Origin of the sequence: Streptomyces sp. DT224 (assembly GCF_049844595.1) — a bacterium.
GTDB lineage: Bacteria > Actinomycetota > Actinomycetes > Streptomycetales > Streptomycetaceae > Streptomyces.
This window is the reverse complement of record NZ_JBNCLI010000014.1, coordinates 129,671-155,405: the sequence shown is the minus strand read 5'-3', so window position 1 is coordinate 155,405 and position 25,735 is coordinate 129,671. Positions and strand designations below refer to the sequence as shown.

The following is a 25,735-nucleotide window of genomic DNA, read 5'->3' as shown; positions in this document are numbered from 1 at the left end:
GAGGGTATTACGGCGCGCCGGGCGCTCCGCGTGCGCCCCCGGTTCGCGGCGGGAAGCGCGACGGGCGCCGGTGATCGTGGCCTTGACCACAGAGCGTGCGGCCTCCGGCGCCGGGGGAGCGGGGGCGGAGGCCGGGTCTGGCGGGAATCAACGCAGGTCAGAGCGGTGTGGCTGGAATGGTTTGGCTGATACGCGGCTGGCGCGTCGCCCCCTCCACCACTGTCCGCTATCCGGACAACCGGTCCGGCCGGAAGCGCACGTCTGTTTTACTTGTGCCCATGACCACGACGAGCAGCCGCACCCTTGCGACCGAGGCGATCACGACGCCCGGTGCTCGTTGTACGGGTCGAATGCGCGCCTTCTGAGGGCCCACGACCGAGCCTCGCGCCCCGAAGCGAGACCCCTTCCCCCGGCCGTCCGCACCCAGCGGAACGAGCCCGCACGGGCCCCGGCCCGCGGTGACCGCCGCGCCCGGACGCCCCGGAAGACCGCTCGGAACGTCCGATCGAAAACGTCCGGATCACCCCGGACGCATGCCCCGTGCCCGGCGGACACCGCGCCGCGCACTCGACAGTGACGGAAACCCCTGTGATCACCACGACGGGCCTCACGAAGGTCTACCGTTCGCGCGACCGCGAGGTCACCGCCCTGGACGGCGTCGACCTCCACGTACGCGAGGGAGAGGTGTACGGCGTCATCGGCCGCAGCGGCGCCGGCAAGTCATCGCTCATCCGCTGCGTCAACCTCCTGGAACGCCCCACCTCCGGCACCGTGACCGTGGCCGGCCAGGACCTCACCGCTCTCGCCGGCCGGGGCCGCCGGGCCGGCAAGGAACTGCGCGAGGCGCGCAGCCGCATCGGGATGGTCTTCCAGCACTTCAACCTGCTGGCCTCCCGCACCGTGCAGCGCAACGTCGAACTCCCCCTGGAGATCCTCGGCGTCACCGGCCGCGAGCGCTCCCGCAAGGCCCTCGAACTCCTCGACCTGGTCGGCCTCGCCGACAAGGCCAGGTCCTACCCGGGCCAGCTCTCCGGCGGCCAGAAGCAGCGCGTCGGCATCGCCCGCGCCCTCGCCGGCGACCCCAAGGTGCTCCTGTCCGACGAGGCGACCTCCGCCCTGGACCCCGAGACCACCCGCTCCATCCTCCAGCTTCTGCGCGACCTCAACCAGCAGCTCGGGCTCACGGTCCTGCTCATCACGCACGAGATGGACGTCGTCAAGACCATCTGCGACTCCGCCGCGCTGATGCGGGGCGGCCGCGTGGTCGAGTCCGGCACCGTCGGCGAACTGCTCGCCACCCCCGGCTCCGAGCTGGCCCACGAGCTGTTCCCCGTGGGCGGTACCGCCTCCGCGCCCGACCGCACCGTCGTGGACGTCACCTTCCACGGCGAGGCCGCCGCCCGCCCGGTGATCTCGCAGCTCTCCCGTACGTACAACATCGACATCTCGATCCTGGGCGCCGCCATGGACACCGTCGGCGGCAGGCAGATCGGCCGCATGCGCATCGAACTGCCCGGCCGGTTCGAGGAGAACGTCGTCCCGATCGGCTTCCTGCGCGAACAGGGCCTCCAGGCCGAGATCGTGGAAGCCGCACCCGTGTCCGTACCCGCACCGCTCACCAAGGAGGTGGCGAAGTGACCTGGTCCGAAATGCAGCCGCTGCTGACGCAGGGCACCGTCGACACCCTCTACATGGTGCTGTGGTCCGCCCTCGTCACCGTCCTGGCCGGATTGCCCCTCGGCGTCCTGCTCGTCCTCACCGACAAGGGCGGACTGCTCCAGAACACCCCGGTGAACAAGGTCGTCGGCGCGATCGTGAACATCGGCCGCTCGCTGCCGTTCATCATCCTGCTGATCGCCCTGATCCCGTTCACCACCTGGGTCGTCGGCACCTTCATCGGCCCCACCGCGATGATCGTGCCGCTCGCCGTCGGCGCCATCCCGTTCTTCGCCCGGCTGGTCGAGACGGCGGTCCGCGAGGTCGACCACGGGCTCGTGGAGGCCGTCCAGTCCATGGGCGGCTCCATCCCGACGATCGTCCGCAAGGTGCTCCTCCCGCAGGCCCTGCCCTCCCTGGTCTCCGGGATCACCACCACCGTCATCGTGCTCATCGGCTACTCCGCGATGGCCGGCGCGGTCGGCGGCGAAGGGCTCGGCTCCAAGGCCGTCACCTACGGATTCCAGCGCTTCGACAACCGGTTCATGCTGATCACGGTCGCACTGCTGATCGTCATCGTGACCCTCGTCCAGCTGATCGGCGACCTCGCCGTCCGCCTGCTGGCCCGCCGCGGCCGCACCTCCTGAGACTTCCCCTCCCCATCAAGCCCGCACTCCTTGTCCGGGCGCACCACCATCACCACCTGAAAGAGGCACTTTTCGTGCGTACCAGCATCAAGATCACCGCCGCCGCCGCGGCCACCACCGCCCTCGCCCTCGGCCTCACCGCCTGCGGCACGGACTCCGACCCGTCGTCCAAGAGCGGCGGCACCGACACCTCCAAGGCCCTCGTCGTCGCCGCGTCCCCGACGCCGCACGCCGACATCCTCGGCTTCGTCAAGAAGAACCTCGCCGACAAGGCCGGCCTGAAGCTGGAGGTCAAGGAGTTCACGGACTACGTCCTGCCGAACACCGCCACCGAGACCGGCCAGGTCGACGCCAACTTCTTCCAGCACCAGCCCTACCTGGACGACTTCAACAAGAAGAACGGCACCCACCTGGTCTCCGTCGGCACCGTCCACCTCGAACCCCTCGGCCTCTACTCCAAGAAGGTCAAGGACCTCGGCTCCATCAAGGCCGGCCAGACCATCGCCGTGCCCAACGACACCACCAACGAGGGCCGCGCGCTCCAGCTGCTCGCCGAGAACGGCCTCATCACCCTCAAGGACGGCGTCGGCACCAGCGCCAAGCTGAGCGACATCACCGACAAGAAGGGCCTGGAGTTCAAGGAGCTGGAGGCCGCGACGGTCCCGCGCGCCCTGAACGACGTGGACGCCGCCGTCATCAACGGCAACTACGCGATCGAGGCCAAGCTCAAGCCCGCCAAGGACGCCCTCGCCCTGGAGAAGGCCGACGGCAACCCGTACGCCAACATCGTCGCCGTCAAGAAGGGCGACGAGAAGGACCCCCGCGTCCAGAAGCTCGTGAAGCTCCTCCACTCCGACGAGGTCAAGAAGTTCATCGAGGACACCTACCAGGGCTCGGTCGTCCCTGCCTTCGGTGCCAAGTCCTGACCCGTACGCGCCACTTGGCCCAGGAGCCCCGCCCACCCCGCCCAGGGGGCGCGGGGCTCCGCCGTACCCACCCGGCCATGCACGCGCCCACCGCGATGCTGCATGCTGTGCCTTTACACGGTCTTCGGCATGGAGCTGCGCATGACTTCCACCTTCCCGGACATCTCCATCAGCACGGACCGGCTGGTGCTGCGCCCATTCGACATGGCGGACATCCCCGCGTACATCGAGATGATGAACGACGAGCTGGTCACCGCCTGGACCGACGCACCCCACCCGTACACCCAGGTCGACGCCGAACGCTGGGTACGCAGAATCGCTCCGGCGCACCGCACCAAGGGCGACGGGATCGCCCTGGCGGTCACCGAGTTCCTCACCCAGCGCCTCGTCGGCTCCGTACGGCTCCGCAACACCGACTGGCGCACCCTCTCCACCGAGGCCGCCTACATCACCGCCCCGTGGGCCCGCGGCGAGGGCTACGCCACCGAGTCCGTGCTCGCCGTCGCCCAGTGGCTCTTCCGCGACCAGGGCTTCGAGCGCATCGAACTGCGCACCGCCGCCGACAACACCGCCTCCCAGCAGGTCGCCCAGAAGCTCGGCTGCATCAGCGAGGGCGTCCTGCGCAACGCCCGCATATCGCGTACCCGGACCGAGAACGGCACGGACGGGGGATGGACCGACATCCGCACCGACCTCATCGTCTGGGGCCTGCTCCCCGAAGACCTGGAGGGCGTCGCCGAACAGCTCGCCGACGCCGGCGGGTACGGCACGTACAACGACTGGAAGTGACCGGCGCCGGGGCCCCGGAGCCCTGCCGGAGGGGACCGGGTAACCTCACCCTGCCCACCCCCGGGCAACCAGCCCCGCCTGCGACGACTCCAGGAGAATGACACCAAGATGGCCGACCGGGTCACAGTGATCGGCTGGGACGGCTCACCGCTGACCAGAGCGGCCACCGCAGCGCTCTCGGCCGCCACCCTGGTCGCCGGGGCCGCACACCACCTCGCGCTGCCGGAGGTCCCCCGGAGCGCCGAACGCATCCGCCTCGGCTCCGTCGACCTCGCCGCCCGCCGGATCGCCGGCCACCGCGGCAGCGCCGTCGTCCTCGCCGACGGCGACCCCGGCTTCTTCGGCGTCGTCCGCACCCTGCGCGCCCCGCAACACGGTCTGGAGGTCGAGGTCGTCCCGGCCGTCTCCTCCGTCGCCACCGCCTTCGCCCGTGCCGGCATGCCCTGGGAGGACGCCCAGACGGTCGTCGCCCACCCCCGCACCCTGCGCCGCGCCGTGAACGTCTGCCGCGCCCACCACAAGGTCGCCGTCCTCACCTCGCCCGGTGCCGGACCCGCCGAACTCGCCCTGCTCCTCGAAGGCGTCCACCGCACGTTCGTCATCTGCGAGGAGCTGGGCACCGACCGCGAACAGGTCACCGTCGTCACCTCGGACACCGCCGCCGACCACGTCTGGCGCGACCCCAACGTCGTCATCGTCATCGGCGGCGGCCCCGAACGGCAGGCCGACGGCGCCTGGATCGCCGGCCGCCACCCCGCCTACCCGCAGGGCGTACGCGGATGGGCGCTGCCCGCCGGCGCCTACCCGGACCCGGGCGCCCGCCCGGCGGGGGAGAGCGGCGAGGGCGAGGGCCCCGTCCTGCGCGCCGCCCAGCTCGCCCACCTCGGCCCCCGCACCGGCGACCTCGTCTGGGACATCGGCTCCGGGGGCGGCGCGCTGGCCGTCGAGGCGGCCCGCTTCGGCGCGGCGGTCCTCGCGGTGGACAGCGACCCCGACGCCTGCGCCCGCACCACGGCCGCCGCGCGCGCCTTCGGCGTACAGCTCCAGGTGGTCGAGGGCCGTGCCCCACACGTGCTGGAACGGCTGCCCGAGCCCGATGTCGTACGCATAGGAGGCGGCGGCGTCCCCGTCGCCACCGCCGTCGCGGACCGCCGGCCGGAACGGATCGTCACGCACGCCTCGACCCGCGACGAGGCCGAGGCACTGGGTGCCGCACTGGCCGGAAACGGTTACACGGTCTCCTGTTCGCTCCTCCAGTCCGTCGAACTCGACACGACCGCCTGGTCGGAGCGCGAACGCACGGTCGTCTTTCTGCTTTCCGCACTTCGTTCGGACCTTGCCCCCTGACCCGTCGGCAAGCGGTGCGAGGTAGGCTGGCCGATCGTCGCACCGCTCCCGGACGTTCGTCGCTTCGTTCGTCAATGTCCGGAAAAGGGGACCGTTTTGGTCCGCGTTGTGGTACGGCAGCACCCTGGGACGCGCAACGTGGCGCAGTCCACAGCGGGCCGTGGCGAAATGAGCTGCCGCGGCGGCGAACGACCGCGAGAATGCAGGATGTCCGCGACCGATTCGTGCCGCGCGGCGCGCCCGCTCGTTCCACCGGACGAGCACCGCGTGCCGTGTCCGGGCGTCCCGGGCGAAGGGCCGAAGGAGCACTGACGATGGGCGAGGGGAACGCATGAGTGACACCGGCCGGATCCCGGGCGAGGGACTGCCGGAGAACGCGGGCACGGTGGAGCAGCCGGGCGTCCCCGCGCCTGACTCCTACACCTACCTCGAACCCTCCGCGCACACCCCCGAGGACGACGACCTCCTCCTGATGCCGAGCGCCCAGGGCGCCTGGGGCGAACCCCAGCCGGCGGTTCAGACGACGGAGCACTACGCGGACTCTGCCGCGCAGGGGGCGTACCAGCCGCACTTCCCGCCGGCCGACCCGGCGCACGCCCAGGGCCCCGTCCAGCTCCAGGAGCAGGCCCCGGCGTACGCGATGCACCAGGCCGCCGCCGCGCCGCTGCCCGAGAACGGCCCCGGCGCGCACGAGTCCGGAGGCCGCGATTCCGGCTCCGTCGATCTCGGCGCCGTCCGCATCCCCGCCCCCGCCGCGCAGCCACCGCAGGCCCCCGTCCGCCGCCCCCTGCACCGCGGCCCCGCCTCGCCCGAGCCGTCCTACGGCGGTACGTCGGGGGCCGGCGTGGTCCGCTCCCTCGCCGACCGCGGCCCGGCCGGAGCACCCCCGGCCCGCCACGCGGTCCCGGCGACCGCCGAACCGGAGTACTTCGAACCGCAGCCTGCCGGGCAGCCCCTTCCGGGCCCGCAGCTCGGCGAGATCCCGCCGCAGAACGCCCAGCAGTGGGCGGCGCCGGTGCCGACGGAGGCCCCGGCCGCTCCGGAGCAGGCCGCGCCCGCACCGGTCGCGGAGCCCGTGGCCCCCGGGGCCGAGGCGCAGGTCCCGGACGGGGTGGCGCCGCAGGCCCCGGCCCCGGTCGCCGAGCAGCCGGCCACGGAGCCCGAGCCGATGGCCGAGAGGGAACCGGAGCCCGTCGCCGTGGCGGAGCCCGAGCCGGCCCCGGTCGCGGAGGCCGCACCGGCACCGGTCGCGGAGGCCGCACCAGCTGCGGAGCCGGAGCCGGTGGCCATGGCGGAGCCCGCACCTGCCGCGGAACCGCAGCCAGCGCCGGCCGCCGAGCCGCAGCCGGCAGCCGTGGCGGACCCCGTACCGGCCGCGGAGCCCCAGCCGGCACCCGAGCCCCAGCCCGTGCAGGCCACCGAGCCGCAGCCCGAGGCCGCAGCCGAGCCCGCACTGGCACCCCAGCCGGCACCCGAGCCCCAGCCCGTGCAGGCCACCGAGCCGCAGCCCGAGGCCGCAGCCGAACCCGCACCCGAGCCGGAGCCCGCAGCCGAACCCGCACCGGCACCCGAGCCGGAGCCCGTGGCGGAAGCCGCACCCGTCGCCGAGCCGGAGCCCGCACCGGCCGCCGAACCGCAGCTCATCGCCCCTGCGGAGACGGTCCCGGCCCCGGCACCCGAGCCGGAGGCGGACGCGCTCCCGGCGGCGCCGGTCGACGCCCCGGTCCCCGCACAGTCGATACAGCCCGCGGCGCCCGCCCCGGAGTCCGAGTCCGGTCCCGAGGTCATCGAGACCCCGGACCTGAGCGACGAGGCGGAGCCCCTGGAGCAGGAGGCGTCCCAGGAGACGCCCACCGCGCCCCCCGCGCCCGGCTTCGACGACGCCGAGCGGGAGGCGGTCCTGCGGGTGATGCGGGAGCGCCGCGACATCCGCAACGGCTTCCGCAGCGACCCCATCCCGCACGAGGTGCTGCTGCGCGTCCTGGAGGCCGCGCACACGGCGCCCAGCGTGGGCCACTCGCAGCCCTGGGACTTCGTCGTCATCCGGTCCGCCGAGACGCGCCGCTCGATGCACGAGCTGGCGCAGCAGCAGCGGGACGCGTACGCGAAGTCGCTGCCGAAGGCGCGGGCGAAGCAGTTCAAGGAACTGAAGATCGAGGCCATCCTCGACACCCCGGTGAACATCGTGGTGACCGCCGATCCGACGCGGGGCGGACGCCACACGCTCGGCCGTCACACGCAGCCGCAGATGGCCCCCTACTCCTCGGCGCTCGCCGTGGAGAACCTGTGGCTGGCGGCGCGGGCCGAGGGCCTGGGCGTGGGCTGGGTGAGCTTCTTCGACGAGCGCGAGATGGTGCGCGCGCTGGGGCTGCCGGAGCACCTGGAGATCGTGGCGTACCTCTGCGTGGGGTACGTGGACGAATTCCCCGAGGACCCGGAGCTGATGCAGGCCGGCTGGTCGAAGCGGCGCCCGCTCTCCTGGGTCGTCCACGAGGAGACGTACGGCCGCCGCGCCCTGCCCGGCGAGGCGCCGCACGATCTGCTCCAGGAGACGATCTCCGACATCCGCCCGCTGGACGCCAAGGCGCTGGGCGAGGCGTGGGAGCGCCAGAAGCGGATGACGAAGCCGGCCGGCGCACTCGGCATGCTGGAGATCATCTCGGCGCAGCTGGCCGGGCTCTCCCGGATGTGCCCGCCGCCGATCCCGGAGCCGGCGGCCGTCGCGGTCTTCGCGGGCGACCACGGGGTGCACGCGCAGGGCGTCACGGCGTGGCCCCAGGAGGTCACCGGCCAGATGATCGCCAACATGCTCGGCGGCGGCGCGGTGTGCAACGCGTTCGCGTCCCAGGTGGGCGCGGAGGTGTGCGTGGTCGACGTGGGCGCGGTCGCGGAACTGCCCGCGATGCCGGGCCTGCTGCCGCGGAAGGTGCGGGCGGGCACGGCGGACTTCACCACGGGACCGGCGCTCACCCGCGAGGAGGTCCACGCGGCGATCGAGGTCGGCATCGAGACCGCCCGCGACCTGGTGGCCGCGGGCAACAAGGGCCTGCTGACCGGCGAGATGGGCATCGCGAACACGACGGCGTCGGCCGCGCTGATCTGCGTGTACACCGGGATGGACCCGGCCGAGGTGACGGGCCGGGGGACCGGCATCAACGACGAGATGCACGCCCGCAAGATCGACGTGGTGCGGCGCGCCCTGGAACTCCACCAGCCGGACCCGGCGGACCCGATCGGCGTCCTGGCGGCCGTCGGCGGCCTGGAGCACGCGGCGATGGCCGGCTTCCTGCTGGGCGGCGCGTCGCTCCGTACACCGGTGATCCTGGACGGCGTGAGCGCGGGCGCGGCGGCCCTGGTGGCCCGGGCGATCGCACCGGAGGCGCTGGCCGCGTGCATCGCCGGCCACCGCAGCGCGGAGCCGGGCCATGTGGCCGCGCTCAACAAGCTGGGCCTGCGCCCGCTGGTCGACCTCGACCTCCGCCTCGGCGAGGGCACGGGCGCGCTGCTGGCCCTGCCGATCGTGCAGAGCGCCGCGCGTGCGATGCACGAGGTGGCGACGTTCGACTCGGCGGGCGTCACGGAGAAGTAGCGGCACCGTGGTCGGGGGCCCTGCCCCCGAACCCCCACTCCTCGATCGCCGGAGGGGCTCAGCTGTAGCCTCGCCGGCGTTCGAGGCGCGGGGTCCGGGGCGGATCCCCGGCTTCGGGAAGGGGCGGGGAGGGGGCAAGGCCCGCCGCAGGCGCCCCCCGCCCACCCCGTATCGTGAACATCATCTCGCCGCTCCACCGTCGCAGCGGCCCGCGCTTCCGCACCGCCCCGAGGAGCCCGCACCGCCATGGCCGAGCACGCCGATCGCCCCGCCTACCCCGTCGGACTGCGCCTCAACGGGCGCCGCGTAGTCGTCGTCGGCGGCGGCCAAGTCGCTCAGCGCCGGCTCCCCGCCCTCATCGCGGCCGGCGCCGACATCGTCCTGGTGTCGCCGTCCGCCACGCCCTCCGTCGAGGCGATGGCGGACGCCGGCGAGATCCGCTGGGAGCGCCGCAGGTACGCCGACGGCGACCTCGCGGACACCTGGTACGCGCTCATCGCGACCGACGACGACGCGGCCAACGAGGCCGCGTCCGCCGAGGCGGAGCGCACCCGCACCTGGTGCGTCCGCAGCGACGACGCCGAAGCGGCCACCGCCTGGACACCCGCCACCGGCCGGAGCGAGGGCGTGACCGTCGCGGTGCTCACCGCGGGCGCCCACGGCCGCGACCCGCGCCACTCGGCCGCCGTCCGCGACGCGATCGTGGAGGGCCTGCGCGACGGCAGCATCGTCGCCCCGCACCACCGCACCCGGACCGCCGGCGTCGCCCTCGTGGGCGGGGGCCCCGGCGACCCTGACCTCATCACCGTCCGGGGCCGCCGCCTCCTCGCCGAGGCGGACGTCGTCATCGCCGACCGCCTCGGCCCCCGTGACCTCCTGGACGAACTGCCGCCGCACGTCGAGGTGATCGACGCCGCGAAGATCCCGTACGGCCGTTACATGGCTCAGGAGGCCATCAACAACGCGCTGATCGAGCACGCCAAGGCCGGCAAGGCGGTCGTCCGGCTCAAGGGCGGCGACCCGTTCGTCTTCGGCCGGGGCATGGAGGAGGCGCAGGCGCTCGCCGCCGAGGGCATCCCGTGCACCGTCGTGCCCGGCATCTCCAGCTCCATCTCGGTCCCCGGCGCCGCCGGTATCCCCGTCACCCACCGGGGCGTCGCCCACGAGTTCACCGTGGTCAGCGGGCACGTCGCCCCCGACGACGCACGCTCCCTGGTCGACTGGGCGGCCCTCGCCCGGCTGCGCGGCACCCTGGTACTCCTGATGGCCGTCGACAAGATCGGCGCCATCGCCCGTACGCTCGTGGAGCACGGCCGCTCGCCCGAGACCCCGGTCGCCCTCGTCCAGGAGGGCACGACGGCCGCCCAGCGCCGCGTCGACGCGACCCTCGCCACGGTGGCCGAGCGGGTGGCCGCCGAGGACGTCCGCCCGCCCGCCGTCATCGTCATCGGCGCCGTGGTCGGGGTCGGCGCCGACGCCGCTCCGCACGGCGCGTAGCAAGCCGTAACCACCCCCGACAGTCGGCACCCCCACCGGACAAGGCAGCAGCAGAACCGTGGCTGAACCCCTCACCATCGACACCCCCGACGACCCCCGTCTGAGCGACTACGTCAGCCTCACCGACGTGGAACTCCGGCGCAGGAAGGAGCCCGCGGAGGGCCTCTTCATCGCCGAGGGCGAGAAGGTGATCCGCCGTGCCCGGCAGGCCGGGTACCGGATGCGCTCCATGCTGCTGTCGGCGAAGTGGGTCGACCAGATGCGGGACGTCATCGAAGAGAGCCCCGCCCCCGTCTACACGGTCGCCCCGGACCTCGCCGAACGCGTCACCGGCTACCACGTGCACCGGGGCGCCCTCGCCTCCATGCAGCGCAAGCCCCTCCCGGACGCCGGCGAACTCCTCGGCACGGCCCGCCGCGTGGCCGTCATGGAGGCCGTCAACGACCATACGAACATCGGCGCGATCTTCCGCAGCGCCGCCGCCCTCGGGATGGACGCCGTCCTGCTCTCCCCGGACTGCGCCGACCCGCTGTACCGGCGCTCCGTCAAGGTCTCGATGGGCGCGGTGTTCTCCGTCCCCTACGCCCGCCTCGGCACTTGGCCGCAGGGCCTGGAGACCGTGCGGGAGGCCGGATTCACGGTGCTCGCGCTGACGCCCGCCGAGAAGGCCGTGAGCATCGAGGAGGCGGCGCCGCACCGGATGGACCGGGTCGCCCTGATGCTCGGCGCCGAGGGCGACGGCCTCTCCGCCCGGGCCCTCGCCGCCGCCGACCGGTGGGTGCGCATCCCGATGGCCCACGGTGTGGACTCGCTGAACGTCGGAGCGGCCGCCGCGGTCGCCTTCTACGCGGTGGCCACGGGCCGCCCGGAGAGCTGACTAGGGCAGGTCCTGGCTCTGGCTCTGCCCGTGCCCGAGGTCCACGCCCAGCCCCCGGGCCGGCCCCTGGCAGCCCTGCGCCGCCGCGATCCCCAGCGCCACCAGCAGGGTCACCACCACGAAGACGACGAGCCGCTGCCGCAGCAGCCTCGGGTTGGCCGGGCGCCGCCCCGTCGACGTCGTCCGCGTCCCGGGCCGGGTGCCCGGCCTGCCGTTCGTCCCGTTGGTGCCCTGCGGACGCCTGGCCGGCCGCGCCGTCCCCCGCGGCTGCTGCTGCACCGGCCGGCCGCCACCGGTGCGGGCGGGGGCGGAACGCGCCGCGGACGGCCGGTTCTGCGGGCGCGACCCCGGGGGCGGGCCGGCCGCGCGGCGGGTCTGCTGCTCGGTGTACGGGCCGTCCAGCCGGCCGGTCGGGCGGTCGGCCTCCTGGGCCGAACGCTGGACCGGCGGCCGGCTCTCGTGCAGCCCCTGCGCCTCGCGCGCCGCGATCTCCTTGAGCCGCATCGACAGCTGCAGCGTGCTCGGACGCTCCTCGGGGTCCTTCGCCAGACAAGCGCTCACCAGCGGTGCCAGCGCGTCGTGCACATCGAAGAGCTGGGGCTCCTCGTGCACCACGCGGTAGAGCATCACCTCGGAACTGCCGTGCCCGAAGGGGGAGTCGGCCATCGCCGCGTAGGCCAGCGTCGCCCCGAGCGAGAACACGTCCGTCGCCGGCGTCACCGCCGCGCCGCGCACCTGCTCGGGCGCGAGGAAGCCGGGCGAGCCCACCGCCGTACCGACGTGCGTCAGCGTGGACGCGCCCGTGGCCCAGGCGATCCCGAAGTCGATGATCCGGGGGCCCTTGGGGGAGAGGAGGATGTTCGACGGCTTCAGGTCCCGGTGGACCACCCCGGCCTCGTGCACCGCGACCAGACCCTCGGAGAGCGCCGCCCCGATCGAGGCGACCTCGGCGGCCGACAGCGGGCCCTCCTCGGCCACCTTGTCGTGCAGCGAGGGCCCCGGGACGTACTGAGTGGCGAACCAGGGGCGGTCCGCCTCCAGGTCGGCGGCGACGAGCCGGGCCGTACAGCCGCCCCGGATCCGCCGGGCGGCGGACACCTCGCGCGCGAACCGCGACCGGAACTCCTGATCCTCCGCCAGGTCCGGGCGGATCACCTTCAGCGCCACGCGCTGCCCCCGCCGGTCCGAACCCAGGTAGACGACCCCCATCCCGCCGGCCCCGAGCCGCCGGTGCAGCCTGAACGAGCCGACGACACGCGGGTCCTCGCGCCGGAGCCGCATCATCGCCATGTCTGCCCATCCCCGCTGCCTGGTACGCCTGACGAGGCACAGCTTACGTACCCGCCGCCCGGGGCGCTCAGAGGCCGCGCCCTCGCGAGGCATTCGATTGTCAGTGCCGGGTGGGAGACTTGAGGAGTGGTCAGGGAGCCGCGGATCCGGGCGCCCCGGCCCGTGCGAGATCTCAAAGGTCCGTCGCAGAAGGGGGAATTGGATCAGTGAAGGGCGATCGAGTCGAGATAGTGGTGGACGCCGGGGACAGCACCCGGACCTACGAGGTGGTGGCCTCCCGGGCCGGCCGCCGGGTAGAGACCGCGGTCCGCCGGGGTGTGGTCGAAGTGAGTGAAGTCACCAGGAACGGGTCCGTGGTGCGTACGGCCCGCTTCATGGCGACCAGGGTCCTCGCCCTGGTCGAACAGCCGGTGCCCAGGGAGGACGCCTCCGAGCGCCCCCTCCGGGAAGACCCCAGCCCCGCGTAGCCCGGTCTCCACCCAGGGGAGTACGCCGACCGGGCACGGCTCATCCTCCGGGAGGCCCGGGATTCGGTACGCGGGCATGACGTCGCCCGCCCCCCGAATCCCTAATGTTGAGTCCAAGCGGCGGGCGTCGCACTCGTCCCCCGAGGTCAAACGCCCGCCGCCCCCCATCAGGTCAGGAGAGGAACCATGGCTGACACGGCAGCACGGACGGTGGTCCGCACGCGGACACGCGGCTCGTACGCCGCGTCCGGCCGCCGCCACCCGCTGGTGGCGACCGCCATGGTCCTTCCCTTGGCGGCCCTGCTCGTCGTCGTCTTCGGCGGCTGGGAAGCAGTGGTCACACAGGCGTCGTCCGTGGGCGTGATGCTGGGGCGCTGAGCGGCGCCCCGGGTCCGGAAGAGCGGTCCGGACCGGGACATCCGGCCAACAACCCCGTGGGGACGGGGGTGCGGCGGACGGCAGCGTTTGTCCGGTCAGCTGGGGAGCTGGCCGGACATCGCGCTGTCCGGGGCCGGACACGTCCGGCCGCAGCCCCGTCCGCGTACGCTCTCCCGGGGGCGTGACCGCCACAGCCCGTCCGTACCACCGGGGGAGACCGTGACCGCCGCACTCGTCCGCGCGCTCGGGGACCTCGCCCACCGTGCGGCCCACCCGGCAGGCTGCGGGCCCCGCCCCTGCCCGCCCCCCGCCGTGCTCGCCGAACGCGACGACGGGATCGTCGTCCGCAGCGGCCCCGTCGTCGCCAAGGCCCACGCCGCCGATACGGACACGGCCGCTCTGGCCGCGCGGCTGCGCCTGGCGGCCGGACCCGGGCTGGACGGCATCCTGCTGGCACCCCTGCCCGTAGCCCCCGGCACCCACCTCACCGAGCTGCACGGCCGCCCCGTCACCCTCTGGCCCCACGGGGAGCCCGTCGACCCCGGCGACCCCGACGCGGCTCCCTGGGAGGAGGCGGGGGCGCTCCTGGCCCGGCTGCACCGCACCGACGCCCCCACCGCCGGGCTCCCCGCCATGCGCGGCCCCGCCAAGGCGGCGCTCGCCGTCGGCCGGATGCGGACCGCCCGCCCCGCCGACCCGGCCGTGGATCCGGTGCTCACGGCCTGGCGTGGGCTGCCGGGCTGGGCGCGGGGCGAGGAGGGGGCCGGGAAGCGGACCCGGGGGGCTCCTCCGGCGGGCCGGGGGACGCACCTCTGCCACGGAGACCTGCACCTGGGCCAGCTCGTACGCCACCCCGCCCCGCACGGCCGCTGGCTGCTCATCGACGTGGACGACGCGGGCCCCGGCGATCCGGCCTGGGACCTCGCGCGCCCCGCCGCCTGGTACGCGGCCGGGCTGCTCCCGGCGGACGTCTGGCTCCGCTTCCTGGACGCCTACCGGGCGGGCGGGGGCCCCGCCGTACCCGCCGACGGCGACCCGTGGCCCGCACTGGACGTGCCGGCCCGCGCGCTGACCGTGCAGACCGCCGCGCTCGCCTGGGCCAAGTCGGCGAAGGAGGGCCGGGCTCCGGATGAGGTGGAACAGGTGATGATCGACGCATGTGTCCGAATCGCCTCGCTCCCGCCCGAGTTGGCGGCCGAACACACGTCGTAGGGTGAACCGACCGTCGGCGGGCATGCATTCCGGCGACGGCGAACCGACGGCGAGGAGTGAGCCCGAACATGCAGTGTCCCAAGTGCCACGCACAGATGCACACGTACAACCGCAACGGCATCCAGATCGAGCAGTGCAGCGGCTGCCGGGGGATATTCCTGGACTACGGCGAGCTGGAGACGCTGACCCGCATCGAGTCCCAGTGGACGCAGCAGGCCCCGCCGCCGGCCGCCCCGCCGCAGGCGTATCCCTCGGCCCCCGCACCCGCCTGGGGCGCCCCGCACCACGGCGGCCACCACGGTCACTACCGGCAGAAGAGCTTCGGCCGCATGCTCTTCTCCTCCTGACCGCGCCCGGTGGGCCCCGGCATCCGTGCCGGCGGCCCGCCCGCCCGCGCACGAGCACGACGAAGCCCCGGTCGCCGAGACGACCGGGGCTTCGTGACAGTGCGCGATACTGGGATTGAACCAGTGACCTCTTCCGTGTCAGGGAAGCGCTCTCCCGCTGAGCTAATCGCGCAGGTGATCCTGCGTGTACTGCGTGCGCGATACTGGGATTGAACCAGTGACCTCTTCCGTGTCAGGGAAGCGCTCTCCCGCTGAGCTAATCGCGCGGGTGATCCTTGCGGACCGACGATCCTTGCGGATCAGTGGACGATACTGGGATTGAACCAGTGACCTCTTCCGTGTCAGGGAAGCGCTCTCCCGCTGAGCTAATCGTCCTTGGAGGTGGAGACGGGATTTGAACCCGTGTAGACGGCTTTGCAGGCCGTTGCCTCGCCTCTCGGCCACTCCACCAGGGGTGGGAGTCCGGGAAGAATCCCCCACCTTCTGCGAGCGGACGACCAGGTTCGAACTGGCGACCTCAACCTTGGCAAGGTTGCGCTCTACCAACTGAGCTACGTCCGCTTGTCTCTCCCGGTCCGCTTGCGCGTCCCGGCGACGTGTTGAACTCTAGCGGATTCCGGGGCCAGCACAAAAACGCGTTTGTGCAGCGTGCTGAGGTGCGCTCGGCCCGGCGCGGGCCACCGTGCGCCGTCCTACACTCGCGGACGTGCACGACCTCGCCCCCATGGCCCGCTTCGGCGGCCTCGTCGCCTCCGGTCTGCGGGATGTGACCAGTGATCCCGCCGCCCTCGACTCGTCCGGCTTCTGGGCCGTCTGCGCGGGCTTCGAAGGTTCCCTGACCTGCGCCCGCTTCGACACCGTGCGCCCCGCCCCCGTGCCCGCCCCGGTCCACGGCGCCTGGCGCGGCCCCGCCGCCGGCGACTGGACGTCCTCGCTCGACCGCGAGGCGTACATGGCAGGCGTACGGCGCATCCGCGCGTACATCGCGGCCGGTGAGGTCTACCAGGCCAACCTCTGCCGCGTGCTGACAGCGCCCCTGCCCGGCCCGGGCCCGGCCGACGTCGACGCCCTCACCGCGCTGCTGGCGCGCGGCAACCCGGCCCCCTACGCAGGAACGATTCGGCTGCCCGCGCACGGCGTCGAGATCGCCACCGCGTCCCCCGAGCTCTTCCTGCGCAGGGACGGCCGCACGGTCGAGTCCGGACCCATCAAGGGCACCGGGCGCACCGAGGCGGACCTGCTGGAGAAGGACCACGCCGAGAACGTGATGATCGTGGACCTGGTCCGCAACGACCTGGGCCGGGTCTGCGCCACCGGATCGGTCGGCGTCCCCGGCCTCTGCGCCGTCGAGAAGCACCCCGGCCTCGTCCACCTCGTCTCCACCGTGCGCGGCCGCCTCGCCGACGGCGCCGGCTGGCCGGAGATCCTCGCCGCCGCCTTCCCGCCCGGCTCGGTCACCGGCGCCCCCAAGGCCAGCGCGCTGCGGATCATCGGCGAGCTGGAGACCGCCCCGCGCGGTCCGTACTGCGGAGGCGTCGGCTGGGTGGACGCCGACCGGAGGACCGCCTCGCTCGCCGTCGGCATCAGAACCTTCTGGACCGACCGCACAGGGCCCGCACCCCTCCTCCGCTTCGGCACCGGCGCCGGCATCACCTGGGGCTCCGATCCGGAACGCGAGTGGGACGAGACCGAACTGAAGGCGTCCAGGCTGCTCGCTGTAGCGTCGGGCGCATACGAAGCGACCGGAAGGACCGCACCATGAGGATCTGGGTCAACGGCGAGCTGCGCCCCGCCGACGACGCCCGGGTGTCCGTGCTCGACCACGGGCTCACCGTCGGCGACGGTGTCTTCGAGACGCTCCGGGTCTCCCAGGGCCGCCCCTTCGCCCTCACCCGCCATCTCGACCGCCTGACCCGCTCCGCCCGGGGACTCGGCCTGCCCGCCCCCGACCTGGACGAGGTGCGCCGCGCCTGCGCCGCCGTCGTGGAGGCCAACCCGGTCGGGCTGGGCCGGCTGCGGATCACGTACACCGGCGGCGTCGCGCCCCTCGGCTCCGACCGGGGCGACGCGGGCCCCGGCCTGGTCGTCGCCCTCGGCGAGGTGACGCGCCGCCCCGACACCACGGCCGTCGTCACCGTGGACTGGACCCGCAACGAGCGCTCCGCGCTCACCGGCCTCAAGACCACCTCGTACGCGGAGAACGTCGTCGCCCTCGCCCGCGCCCACGAGCAGGGCGCCTCCGAGGCTCTGTTCGCCAACACCGCCGGCCGGCTCTGCGAGGGCACCGGGTCCAACGTCTTCGTCGTCCTGGACGGGCAGCTCCACACCCCGCCCGTCACCTCCGGCTGCCTGGCCGGCATCACCCGGGCACTCGCGGTGGAGTGGACGGGGGCGCAGGAGACCGACCTCCCGTTCGACGTCCTGGACCGGGCCGAGGAGGTCTTCCTGACCTCCACCCTCCGTGACGTGCAGGCCGTCCACCGGATCGACGGCCGGGAGCTGCCGGGCGCGCCGGGACCGGTGACCGTCAAGGCGATGCGGATCTTCGAGGAGCGCGCGGCCGACGACCTCGACCCGTGACCGGCAAGCGGCCCGTCCGCGTAAATGCGGGTGACGGGCCCCCGCGCAGGGGATAGAAAGCACCTGATGACGACGACACTCCGGCCGGCCGGGCCGATCCAGTCAGGCGCCGACGGCGCACAGCGGCGCGCGTACGACGTGTGCGACAACGGGCGCCCCGTCGGCTCGGTGGCGCTCGCCGTCGAGCCGGGCGCGGGCGGGGCGACGGGCCTGATCAGAGCCCTGCGGATCGACGAGGCCGTCCGCAGGCGCGGCCGGGGCACCATCGCCGCGCTGGCCTCCGAGGAGATCCTGCGCGGCTGGGGCTGCGCCCGGGTGTGCACGGAGGTGGCCGCCGGGGACACCGCGGGGCAGCGGCTGGCCGCCGCCCTCGGCTACACCGAGCGGAGCCGCAACATGGTCAAGACGCTGCCGCAGGAGCCCCCGGCGCTCCCCGACGGGCTCACCGCACATCCGATGACGCCCGAGGAGTTCGCCGCCTGGGAGCGCGACGCGGTCGCCGCGTACACGGAGAGCCTGGTGAGCCGGGGCGTCCCGCGCGAGGAGGCGCCGGCCGCGGCCCGCGCCTCCCACGCCCGTCACCTGCCGCACGGCCTCGCCACCGAGGGGGCGCGGCTGGAATACCTGCGCCACGGGGGCGAGACGGTCGGCCATGTCTGGGAGTCGCCGTTCGAGATGCACCCGGGCCTGCGCGTCGGCTACGTGTTCGACGTGGAGGTGGCGGAGCGGTACCGGGGGCGCGGTTACGGGCGGGCCCTGATGCTCCAGGCCGAGCGGATCGCCCTGGCGGCGGGCGAGACGCGGATCGGCCTGCACGTCGTCACGGCCAACACCCCGGCCCTGCGGCTGTACGAATCGCTCGGTTACGAGCCGACCCGGTACAACCTGGTCAAGGCGCTGTAGCTCCCGCTCCTCAGCCCTGCTCGGCCAGCAGCCCGTCGGCGATCTCCTCGATCCGCTCGCGCAGCCCGTCCTGACTCTTGCCGCCGTCCAGGCGCTCCCCGCCGATCACGTACGTCGGTGTGCCGGTCACCCCGATCGCCTTGCCCTCGGCCTGGTCCGCGTCCACGATCAGCATGTGCCGGCCGTCGATGAGCGCGGTGTCGAACTCCTCCGCGTCCAGACCCAGCTCCCGGGCCACCTCGACCAGCAGCTTCTCGCCGCGGTCTCCGAGATCGCCGGTCCTTGCGAGCACCGCCTCGATGTACGGCCAGCCGCTGCCCTGGGCCACGGCCTCCTCGGCGGCCTGCGCGGCGGCGTGGGCGTGCTTGTGCTTCTCCAGGGGGAAGTGCCGCAGCCGGATCTCCAGTTGGTCCCCGTACCGGGCCCGCAGAGCGTGCACATCGGTGAGGGCGTGGTGGCAGTCGGGGCACTGGAGCTCGCACCAGACGTCGAGGACGACCGGCGTTGCGGGGGTGGAATCGCTCATGGGACCAGTCTCGCAGGGCGGGCGGCCCCGTCTCGTCCCGGCACCGCCGGTACGGCACCTGGGAAGGAGTCCGGCCCCTGAGATGTCCCTGATACGAGCCCGGGCCATGGCCGCCCGGCCGGTCGCCGGTGCAGGATGGAAGGGACGTATCCCCCTGCGCCAGGAGGCACCGATGCTTGCCGAGACCATTTGCTCCGCGGTGTCCGCGGCGGGCCTGGGCATCGCGGCCGTCACCGCGTACCGCAAGCGGTTCCTCACCGCGACGAGGATCGCCGCCTACTCGCTGGTGCCGGTCGGCCTGGTGCTGGCGGGGGTCGTGAAGTGGGTGTCGGACATCGCCTTCAAGCCGAGCGTCTGGCTGGGCTTCGGCCTGCTGGGCCTCGCCTGGGTGCTCTTCATGATCACGCGCGCGGTCGAACGCCGGAGCGGCGGCAGCCGCAAGGAACGCCGGGCGGCCGCCCGGGCCGCCCGGGGCGAGGCCGTGGAGCCGGCCGCTTCGGCCCCCTCGCTGGGCGCGGGCTCCTCGGCGGGCGGCGCGGGCTCGCGCGCCGAGCCCGGGAAACAGGGGAAGCGGCCGGGGCCGGCCGGAGCCGGTGAGGACTTCAGCGACATCGAGGCCATCCTGAAGAAGCACGGCATCTGAGACCGGCAGCCGTCCGGTCCCGCGGGCCCCGCCGCACCTCGCGGCGGGGCCCGCCCCCGTCTCACCAGGTGAATCGTTTCGCCCGGGATTCCTTGACCCTGCCCGGCGGGGCCGCATAGCGTCCCGCTGGGCTGTGAACGTATGCGTTCCGGCCCTCTGACACCGGGGGCGGGACGCGTGGAGCGTGCGGCGGACGCCGCCCCCTTCCGCGTGCCCGAAACGGAGAAGCGATGGCCCTGTTCGACCTGCCCCTGGACCAGCTGCGGGGCTACCGGCCCGACCCCGACGAGCCGGAGGACTTCGACGCCTTCTGGCAGCTCACCCTGGACGAGGCCGCCGCCCACCCGCTGGACGCCGAGTTCGCGCCCTACGACGGCGCGCTGACCGCCGTCGACTCGTACGACGTGTCGTTCGCCGGCTGGGGCGGGCACCGGATACGTGCCTGGCTGAACGTTCCCGCGGGCGCCGAGGGCCCCCTGCCGACCGTCGTGCACTACCTCGGCTACAGCGGCGGGCGCGGGCTGCCCCACGACCACCTGGTGTGGCCCTCGGCCGGCTGGGCCGCGCTGATCGTGGACACCCGGGGCCAGGGCGCCGTCAACCACCACTCGGCGGGCGCCACCCCGGACCCGTACGGCGCCGCCAACCCGCAGGCGCCCGGCTTCATGACCAACGGCATCCTCGACCCGGAGACGTACTACTACCGCCGGGTCTTCACCGACGCGGTGCGGGCCGTCGAGGTCGCCCGCAGCCACCCGGCCGTCGACCCGGCCCGCATCGTCGTGAACGGCGCCAGCCAGGGCGGCGGTATCACGCAGGCCGTGGCGGCCCTCAGCCCGCATGTGAAGGCCGCGTTCGTGGACGTGCCGTTCCTGACGCACTTCCGGCGGGCCGTCGAGATCACCGACGAGGACCCGTACCAGGAGATCGTCCGGTTCCTCGCCACCCGGCACGGCGCGGACGCCGAGGTGTTCCGGACCCTGTCGTACTTCGACGGCGTCAGCTTCGCCGCGCGCGCGACCGTACCCGCGCTCTACTCGGTCGCCCTGATGGACGCGATCTGCCCGCCCTCCACGGTCTTCGCCGCCTACAACCGCTGGGCCGGACCCAAGGAGATCGAGATCTACCCCTGGAACGGCCACGAAGGCGGCACCGGCGTCCACCGCCAGGCCCAGCTGCGGATGCTGCGCGAGCTGCGCTGAGCCGACGGGGTGCGGGGGCGGGGCGCGAGGGCCGCGACTCGAAAACGTAAGGGGAATGCGGACGCCGGAGCGATTACGGATGCCCCCGTGACGGGTGAACTCCCGCGGGGGAGGGTCATGTTGGTCACGAGCACTCCCGGGACTGCGTCATGATCGTCCCGAAATGGTGGACACCTCTCGGGGCGACGCCCCCGCACCCCCTGGCGAAGAGCCGCGCGGCTGCCTCTTCGCGCTTTCCCAGCCCCCTCTGATGATCTTCCTCGCGGTCGTCGGCAGCCTGCTGCTGATGGCCGCGTTGCACGATCTCTTCCTGCTGTGAGCGGTCAGCCGGCCGCTTCCCGGCGGCGAGCCCGGTACGCGGCCACGTGCAGGCGGTTACCGCAGGTGCGGCTGGAGCAGTAGCGGCGGGAGCGGTTGCGCGAGAGGTCCACGAAGGCGTGCCGGCAGTCCGGCGCCTCGCACCGCCGCAGCCGCTCCGTCTCGCCCGCCACGATGATGAAGGCGAGGGCCATGCCGCAGTCGGCCGCCAGGTGGTCGGCGATCGAGGCGTCCGGCGAGAAGTAGTGCACATGCCAGTCGTAGCCGTCGTGGGCGGTCAGCTGGGGCGTGGTGCCCGCCGCGGCCACCAGGGCGTTCACCAGCCCGGCGGCGGTGTGCGCGTCCCCGGCGGCGAAGACCTCGGCGAACCGGGCGCGCACGTCGTGCACCGCCAGCAGGTCCCGCTGGTCGAGCGCGCCGATCCCGCTCATCCGGTGGCGGACGGCGAACGCGTGGAGTGCCGCGATGTCGGCGAGTCCGTCGGCCGGCGGGGCGCCCCCCTCCGGCTCGCTCTCCGGCGCGGTGTTCACCAGATCGACCACCAGGTCGAGGGCGATCCGGGTGTCGTGGGGGATCAGCACGCTTTCGCTCCCTGGCCTCCGGCGGGCGGGCGCCCGCCGATGCCGGACGACTCTACTGGCTCGGACGGGACGCGGACCGGCGCCGGTCACCGCGGTGGATCCGCGGTCACCGGCGCCGGTGTCAGCCGTATGAGGTTGTCCGCGCGACGCCGTCTCCCCGAGTCGGACGGCGTCGTGCAGCTCTCGGCCTGGCTCAGCTCTCGGCCAGGATGTGTGAGAGCTCCGTATCGAGGTCGAAGTGACGGTGTTCGGTGCCCGGTGGAACCGCGGCGTCGGTCCGCTTCAGGAACGACTCCAGGGCCCGTGCCGGGGCCTCGAGCAGTGCTTCGCCCTCTGGGGAGCTCAGCGCGATGCAGACGACGCCCTGGCCGTGACTACGGGATGGCCAGACACGTACGTCGCCGGTGCCGGTGGGCCGGTGCAGCCCCTCGGCAAGGAGGTCGCGGGCGAAAACCCACTCGACCGTCTCCTCCGCTCCGGTGTGGAAGGTGGCGTGCACGGCATAGGGATCGGCCGTGTCATACCGCAGGCCCGCGGGTACAGGCAGTGAGGACTCGCTCGACACAACGAGGCGCAGGTGCAGCTCGCAGCTGACCGTGGTGTTCATAAGCGCCAGGGCCTTTCGCTCAGTGTGCGCTCGGGGATTCGCACGTCGGCGAAATCGACATGCCACCTACGGTGGCGTTGTAAACCCCTCTGACCGTTTTGGGATGCTTCGGGTAGCTCGTACAGCGGTGTGTAACTTTGCGTCATGCGGCCATTCCAGTGACGCGGAGCGGTCCGGTAGGTTGGGTCCATGAACGCGGAGAGTGACGAGCGGGACGGTGTCGCCGCGGCGAACACACCGGCTTCCGCCGCGGGGGAGGCACCTCGCGATGCGACGGGGGACGTCATACCGGGAGTGACCAAGGAGGACCCGGCGCTCGGCTCCAGGGCGCCCGGCTTCATCAAGGCGTCCAGGGCCCTGCACCTGAGCTGGCAGGTCGGCGTCTTCGTCGTCGGCCTGGCCGTCGTGGTGGCCGGCATCATCATGCTGCCGCTGCCGGGCCCCGGCTGGCTGGTGATCTTCGGCGGCATGGCGATCTGGGCGACCGAGTTCGTCTGGGCCCAGCTGGTGCTGCGCTGGACCCGGCGCAAGGTCACCGAGGCCGCCCAGCGGGCGCTCGACCCCAAGGTCCGCCGGCGCAACATCATCCTCACGGCGACCGGACTCGTGATCATCGCGGTGCTGGTCGGGATCTACGTGTGGAAGTTCGGGATCGTCATGCCCTGGAAGATCCACGAGTGACCCCGCGGCGCTCCCCGGGGTGGTCACGGAGCGCCGCTGACATGGGGTAATGTTTGCGGTGCGCCCGGGCGATTAGCTCAGTGGGAGAGCGCTTCGTTCACACCGAAGAGGTCACTGGTTCGAACCCAGTATCGCCCACCCGGACCGATGGCCCGGAAGCTCCAAGAGCTTCCGGGCCATCGGCGTTCCCGCACTCCTCACCGCATCCGCCCCAGCGCCTCCCTCAGCCGCCGGGCGTCCCGCAGCCGCTTCTCGTACGTCGCCCCCACCACCAGCAGCAGCACCCCGGCCAGCGCCGGCGCCACCCACCGCGGCAGCGCCCCCGCCACCTGCACCACGTACGGCGCCAGCTCGTGCAGCGCGTCCAGCGCCAGCACCGCGCCGCCCAGCACCAGCAGCGCCTGGAGCCGCAGCCGCGCCCCCACCAGCGTGACACCCAGGGCCGCCACCCCCAGCAGCAGCGGACGCACCCAGTCAGGGTCCGTCCAGGCCGCGCCCAGCGACGGCACCAGCGTCACCGCGAGCCCCGCCCCGTACGCCGCCCACGACGAGGCCGACGGATCGCGGCGCCGCCGCAGCACCCCGACCACCAGCGCCGGCACGGTCACCGGCAGGGTGTACGCCTCCGGCGCCGACACGCCCGAAGCGGCGAGACGCACCCACGCCGCCGGCACGAACAGCGCCGTCGCCAGGTATCCCGCGAACGGACGCCGCTCCGGGCGCAGCGCCGTCCCCGCCGCGAGCACCCCGCACAGCGCCAGCACCAGCGCCAGGAACTGCGCGTCCCCCACCGCCATGGCGACCGCCACCACACCCGCCGCCGCACCGGTCACCTCGACCGGCACCGCCACCGGGTGGCCCTTCAGCCGGGCCCCCAGCAGCGCCGTCACCGCCGGCACCGCGAGCATCGGCACGGCCGCCTCGTACACCGCGAGCCCCAGTGAAGCCCCCAGCGCCGCCATCGGCACCACGGCGCATGCCACCGCCGCACAGGCCGCCGCCGGCACCACCACCGGCGAGGCACCCGCCTGCCGGTCCAGGGCCACCGCGAGCGCCACGAACACCACCACGAGCAGACCGAACGCGGTGTACGTGGCCTCCTCCGCGGCCAGCGACAGCAGCCCCGCACCCACCGCACCGGCCACCCCGACCGCCCCGGCCGTCACCGCCACACCCCGGGCCCCCGCCCGCCCCCCGGCCACCGCCAGGCCGAACGCCGCCACGGCCAGGACCAGCTGCCCCGCCTGGGCCGCCGCGTAGGACAGGTCCAGCGCGGCCGGCAGCACCATCAGCCCCGCCCAGCCCAGCGCCACCGCCGCCGACCCCGCCGCACCCCGCCACGCGGACCCGGGCACCAGCACCGGCCCGGCCCACCGGAGCAGACCGTCCCACCAGCGGTACGCGACGCCGAGCGCGACGGCCACCAGCAGCAGCACCACCGGGGCGGCCGCCATCCCGCCCCACGGCAGGTCCGTCGCACCCACCGCGCCCCGCGCCCCGCCGCGCGGAGCACCTGACCACACCGCGCCCAGCCGCGTCACCGGACCCACCGCGACCACCGTCACCGGGGCCAGCGACACCAGGACCGCGCCGGCCGCCACGAACGCCGACGCCCACGCGACCCCCCGGGCCGGCGCGACACCCAGCGGAGCCCGTACGGCGATCACCAGGGCCCCGGCGCACAGCAGGTACCCGAGCACGCGCCAGCCCTCCGGCGCCGCCGCACCGGGCACCCCGCCCACCGCTGCCACGGCCGCGAGCCCGGCCAGCAGGCCGCCGCCCGTCGCGAACGGCGCCGGAGCCCGGTGCGCCCCCGCCAGAGCCGCCGCCGCACCGGCCAGCAGCAGCGCCCCCGGCGCCACCGCACCGGCGGGCCCGGCCGCCGTCAGCGATTCCACCAGCGCCACCAGCAGCCCCGCCCCGCCCGTCGCGGACAGGCCGGCGCCGGCCACGACCCGTACCGAAGTCCTCCCGGCCGTCAGCGCCACGGCGCCGTCCAGCGCGGCCGTCGCCAGCAGCGCGCCCGAGAACCACAGCGCCCCGCCGTCCGCCGCCCACACCCACAGCACCAGGGGCAGCTGCGCCGGGACGACCGCCAGCGGAAGCGGCAGCCGGAGCTTGCCCAGGAGCAGCCCGTAGACCGCCCACAGCAGCGCGAGGACCGCCGCCGCCGTCGCCGTGTACGCGGCACCGTCCGCGTCCGGCACCGCCACCGCGTACACCGCGTACGCGTCGAGCACCATCAGTACCGCCGCCACCGCCGCGAGCGCCTCCGCCGTCGCGCCCAGACCCCGGCGCAGCAGGCTCGCCGGAGCGGCCAGCGCCCCGGCCGTCACCGCGGTCAGCACCGCGCTGCGCCCGCCGATGCCCAGGTCGCCCCAGCTGACCAGGGTGAACGCGAGGGCGGCGACCGCCAGCAGCAGCCCGCCGAGGACCAGCAGCACGTTCTGCACGCTGCGCTCGGGGGCCGGGCGCGCCGGGCCGAACCCTCCGGGGCCCGGACCCCAGGGCGCGACCGGGCCCCGGGGGGCGGGCCCGGTGGCTTCCAGCGCCCGCAGCAGCCAGGCACGGCGGGTCAGCAGCTGGGCCCGGCGGGCGTCCAGCCGGGCCAGTTCACGATCGAGGAGCGCCAATTCCTCGGCGGGCGGCGGCACATGTTCCATGGACGCGAG

Annotated in this window: 24 protein-coding genes and 6 tRNA genes; 20 read left to right on the top strand and 10 right to left on the bottom strand. The window is 73.9% G+C overall.

Annotated elements, in window-relative coordinates; translation table 11 throughout:
* Nucleotides 1-588 precede the first annotated feature (588 nt).
* The 8 genes from ACLQ2N_RS31570 (at nt 589) to ACLQ2N_RS31535 (ending at nt 11,328) form a co-directional block, all read left to right on the top strand.
* Nucleotides 589-1,638: a methionine ABC transporter ATP-binding protein gene (locus ACLQ2N_RS31570; RefSeq protein ID WP_425818420.1), complete on the top strand. Its 1,050-nt coding sequence runs from the start codon at nt 589-591 to the stop codon at nt 1,636-1,638.
* Nucleotides 1,635-2,303, top strand: a complete 669-nt coding sequence (locus ACLQ2N_RS31565; RefSeq protein ID WP_425818418.1) for a methionine ABC transporter permease — start codon at nt 1,635-1,637, stop codon at nt 2,301-2,303. The genes ACLQ2N_RS31570 and ACLQ2N_RS31565 overlap by 4 nt, the downstream gene beginning before the upstream one ends.
* Before the next feature lie 74 nt (nt 2,304-2,377).
* Nucleotides 2,378-3,229 (top strand): MetQ/NlpA family ABC transporter substrate-binding protein, encoded by an 852-nt coding sequence (locus ACLQ2N_RS31560; protein WP_425818416.1) that lies wholly within the window; start codon nt 2,378-2,380, stop codon nt 3,227-3,229.
* A gap of 102 nt (nt 3,230-3,331) precedes the next feature.
* Nucleotides 3,332-4,018, top strand: a complete 687-nt coding sequence (locus ACLQ2N_RS31555; RefSeq protein ID WP_425818414.1) for a GNAT family N-acetyltransferase — start codon at nt 3,332-3,334, stop codon at nt 4,016-4,018.
* A 108-nt stretch (nt 4,019-4,126) separates the two neighbouring features.
* Nucleotides 4,127-5,365, top strand: a complete 1,239-nt coding sequence (cbiE, locus tag ACLQ2N_RS31550) for a precorrin-6y C5,15-methyltransferase (decarboxylating) subunit CbiE (RefSeq protein WP_425818412.1) — start codon at nt 4,127-4,129, stop codon at nt 5,363-5,365.
* Nucleotides 5,366-5,696: 331 nt separating this feature from the next.
* Nucleotides 5,697-8,954 (top strand): nicotinate-nucleotide--dimethylbenzimidazole phosphoribosyltransferase, encoded by a 3,258-nt coding sequence (cobT, locus tag ACLQ2N_RS31545; protein ID WP_425818410.1) that lies wholly within the window; start codon nt 5,697-5,699, stop codon nt 8,952-8,954.
* 246 nt (nt 8,955-9,200) lie between these two features.
* Nucleotides 9,201-10,451 (top strand): uroporphyrinogen-III C-methyltransferase, encoded by a 1,251-nt coding sequence (gene cobA / locus ACLQ2N_RS31540; RefSeq protein WP_425818408.1) that lies wholly within the window; start codon nt 9,201-9,203, stop codon nt 10,449-10,451.
* Nucleotides 10,452-10,509: 58 nt separating this feature from the next.
* Nucleotides 10,510-11,328, top strand: a complete 819-nt coding sequence (locus ACLQ2N_RS31535; protein ID WP_425818406.1) for a TrmH family RNA methyltransferase — start codon at nt 10,510-10,512, stop codon at nt 11,326-11,328.
* Here ACLQ2N_RS31535 and ACLQ2N_RS31530 read toward each other — a convergent pair whose 3' ends face one another.
* Nucleotides 11,329-12,618 (bottom strand): serine/threonine-protein kinase, encoded by a 1,290-nt coding sequence (locus tag ACLQ2N_RS31530; protein WP_425818404.1) that lies wholly within the window; start codon nt 12,616-12,618, stop codon nt 11,329-11,331.
* Between the two features lie 206 nt (nt 12,619-12,824).
* Between ACLQ2N_RS31530 and ACLQ2N_RS31525 the strand changes: the two genes are divergently transcribed.
* The 4 genes from ACLQ2N_RS31525 to ACLQ2N_RS31510 all read left to right on the top strand — a co-directional run bounded on the left by ACLQ2N_RS31525 (nt 12,825) and on the right by ACLQ2N_RS31510 (nt 15,022).
* Nucleotides 12,825-13,085, top strand: a complete 261-nt coding sequence (locus ACLQ2N_RS31525) for a hypothetical protein (RefSeq protein ID WP_425818402.1) — start codon at nt 12,825-12,827, stop codon at nt 13,083-13,085.
* 186 nt (nt 13,086-13,271) lie between these two features.
* Entirely contained in the window at nt 13,272-13,463 is a 192-nt protein-coding gene (locus tag ACLQ2N_RS31520) for a hypothetical protein (protein ID WP_143626140.1), read from the top strand.
* Nucleotides 13,464-13,682: 219 nt separating this feature from the next.
* Nucleotides 13,683-14,675 carry a phosphotransferase family protein gene (locus tag ACLQ2N_RS31515; protein WP_425818400.1) on the top strand — a complete coding sequence of 331 codons (993 nt, stop codon included), beginning with the start codon at nt 13,683-13,685 and terminating at the stop codon, nt 14,673-14,675.
* Nucleotides 14,676-14,743: 68 nt separating this feature from the next.
* Nucleotides 14,744-15,022 carry a zf-TFIIB domain-containing protein gene (locus ACLQ2N_RS31510; RefSeq protein WP_026171619.1) on the top strand — a complete coding sequence of 93 codons (279 nt, stop codon included), beginning with the start codon at nt 14,744-14,746 and terminating at the stop codon, nt 15,020-15,022.
* Nucleotides 15,023-15,122: 100 nt separating this feature from the next.
* On the opposite strand, the gene ACLQ2N_RS31505 is transcribed toward ACLQ2N_RS31510, so the two are convergent.
* From ACLQ2N_RS31505 to ACLQ2N_RS31485, 5 genes are all read right to left on the bottom strand, one after another.
* Nucleotides 15,123-15,194: transfer RNA gene (locus ACLQ2N_RS31505), tRNA-Val, on the bottom strand.
* Between the two features lie 22 nt (nt 15,195-15,216).
* Nucleotides 15,217-15,288: transfer RNA gene (locus ACLQ2N_RS31500), tRNA-Val, on the bottom strand.
* Between the two features lie 37 nt (nt 15,289-15,325).
* Nucleotides 15,326-15,397, bottom strand: a tRNA-Val gene (locus tag ACLQ2N_RS31495).
* Nucleotide 15,398: 1 nt separating this feature from the next.
* Nucleotides 15,399-15,472: transfer RNA gene (locus ACLQ2N_RS31490), tRNA-Cys, on the bottom strand.
* 38 nt (nt 15,473-15,510) lie between these two features.
* Nucleotides 15,511-15,583: transfer RNA gene (locus tag ACLQ2N_RS31485), tRNA-Gly, on the bottom strand.
* A 163-nt stretch (nt 15,584-15,746) separates the two neighbouring features.
* Here ACLQ2N_RS31485 and ACLQ2N_RS31480 point away from each other — a divergent pair.
* The 3 genes from ACLQ2N_RS31480 to ACLQ2N_RS31470 all read left to right on the top strand — a co-directional run bounded on the left by ACLQ2N_RS31480 (nt 15,747) and on the right by ACLQ2N_RS31470 (nt 18,505).
* A complete protein-coding gene (locus tag ACLQ2N_RS31480; RefSeq protein ID WP_425818468.1) occupies nt 15,747-16,784 on the top strand; it encodes a chorismate-binding protein in 1,038 nt (345 codons plus the stop codon).
* Nucleotides 16,781-17,602 (top strand): aminotransferase class IV, encoded by an 822-nt coding sequence (locus ACLQ2N_RS31475; RefSeq protein ID WP_425818398.1) that lies wholly within the window; start codon nt 16,781-16,783, stop codon nt 17,600-17,602. Before ACLQ2N_RS31480 ends, ACLQ2N_RS31475 begins: the two co-directional genes overlap by 4 nt.
* Nucleotides 17,603-17,668: 66 nt before the next feature.
* Nucleotides 17,669-18,505, top strand: coding sequence for a GNAT family N-acetyltransferase (locus tag ACLQ2N_RS31470; RefSeq protein WP_425818396.1), 837 nt, complete (start codon nt 17,669-17,671; stop codon nt 18,503-18,505).
* A 10-nt stretch (nt 18,506-18,515) separates the two neighbouring features.
* On the opposite strand, the gene ACLQ2N_RS31465 is transcribed toward ACLQ2N_RS31470, so the two are convergent.
* Entirely contained in the window at nt 18,516-19,031 is a 516-nt protein-coding gene (locus ACLQ2N_RS31465) for a DsbA family protein (RefSeq protein WP_425818394.1), read from the bottom strand.
* Between the two features lie 172 nt (nt 19,032-19,203).
* Here ACLQ2N_RS31465 and ACLQ2N_RS31460 point away from each other — a divergent pair, with 172 nt between their 5' ends.
* The 3 genes from ACLQ2N_RS31460 to ACLQ2N_RS31450 all read left to right on the top strand — a co-directional run bounded on the left by ACLQ2N_RS31460 (nt 19,204) and on the right by ACLQ2N_RS31450 (nt 21,195).
* Complete coding sequence (locus ACLQ2N_RS31460) at nt 19,204-19,674, top strand: hypothetical protein (protein WP_425818466.1); 471 nt, start codon at nt 19,204-19,206, stop codon at nt 19,672-19,674.
* A 230-nt stretch (nt 19,675-19,904) separates the two neighbouring features.
* The gene (locus tag ACLQ2N_RS31455; protein ID WP_425818392.1) at nt 19,905-20,876 is read left to right on the top strand and encodes an acetylxylan esterase; all 972 of its coding nucleotides are present in this window, start codon (nt 19,905-19,907) and stop codon (nt 20,874-20,876) included.
* Between the two features lie 163 nt (nt 20,877-21,039).
* Nucleotides 21,040-21,195: a hypothetical protein gene (locus ACLQ2N_RS31450; protein WP_425818390.1), complete on the top strand. Its 156-nt coding sequence runs from the start codon at nt 21,040-21,042 to the stop codon at nt 21,193-21,195.
* Between the two features lie 4 nt (nt 21,196-21,199).
* Here ACLQ2N_RS31450 and ACLQ2N_RS31445 read toward each other — a convergent pair whose 3' ends face one another.
* Both ACLQ2N_RS31445 and ACLQ2N_RS31440 read right to left on the bottom strand, forming a co-directional pair.
* Nucleotides 21,200-21,775: a CGNR zinc finger domain-containing protein gene (locus tag ACLQ2N_RS31445; protein WP_425818388.1), complete on the bottom strand. Its 576-nt coding sequence runs from the start codon at nt 21,773-21,775 to the stop codon at nt 21,200-21,202.
* A 193-nt stretch (nt 21,776-21,968) separates the two neighbouring features.
* Nucleotides 21,969-22,382, bottom strand: a complete 414-nt coding sequence (locus tag ACLQ2N_RS31440; RefSeq protein WP_003959770.1) for an SsgA family sporulation/cell division regulator — start codon at nt 22,380-22,382, stop codon at nt 21,969-21,971.
* Nucleotides 22,383-22,571: 189 nt separating this feature from the next.
* Here ACLQ2N_RS31440 and ACLQ2N_RS31435 point away from each other — a divergent pair, with 189 nt between their 5' ends.
* The gene (locus tag ACLQ2N_RS31435) at nt 22,572-23,063 is read left to right on the top strand and encodes a TIGR02611 family protein (protein WP_425818383.1); all 492 of its coding nucleotides are present in this window, start codon (nt 22,572-22,574) and stop codon (nt 23,061-23,063) included.
* A 66-nt stretch (nt 23,064-23,129) separates the two neighbouring features.
* Nucleotides 23,130-23,201: transfer RNA gene (locus tag ACLQ2N_RS31430), tRNA-Val, on the top strand.
* A 59-nt stretch (nt 23,202-23,260) separates the two neighbouring features.
* On the opposite strand, the gene ACLQ2N_RS31425 is transcribed toward ACLQ2N_RS31430, so the two are convergent.
* Nucleotides 23,261-25,726, bottom strand: a complete 2,466-nt coding sequence (locus ACLQ2N_RS31425; protein ID WP_425818381.1) for an SCO7613 C-terminal domain-containing membrane protein — start codon at nt 25,724-25,726, stop codon at nt 23,261-23,263.
* Nucleotides 25,727-25,735 lie beyond the last annotated feature (9 nt).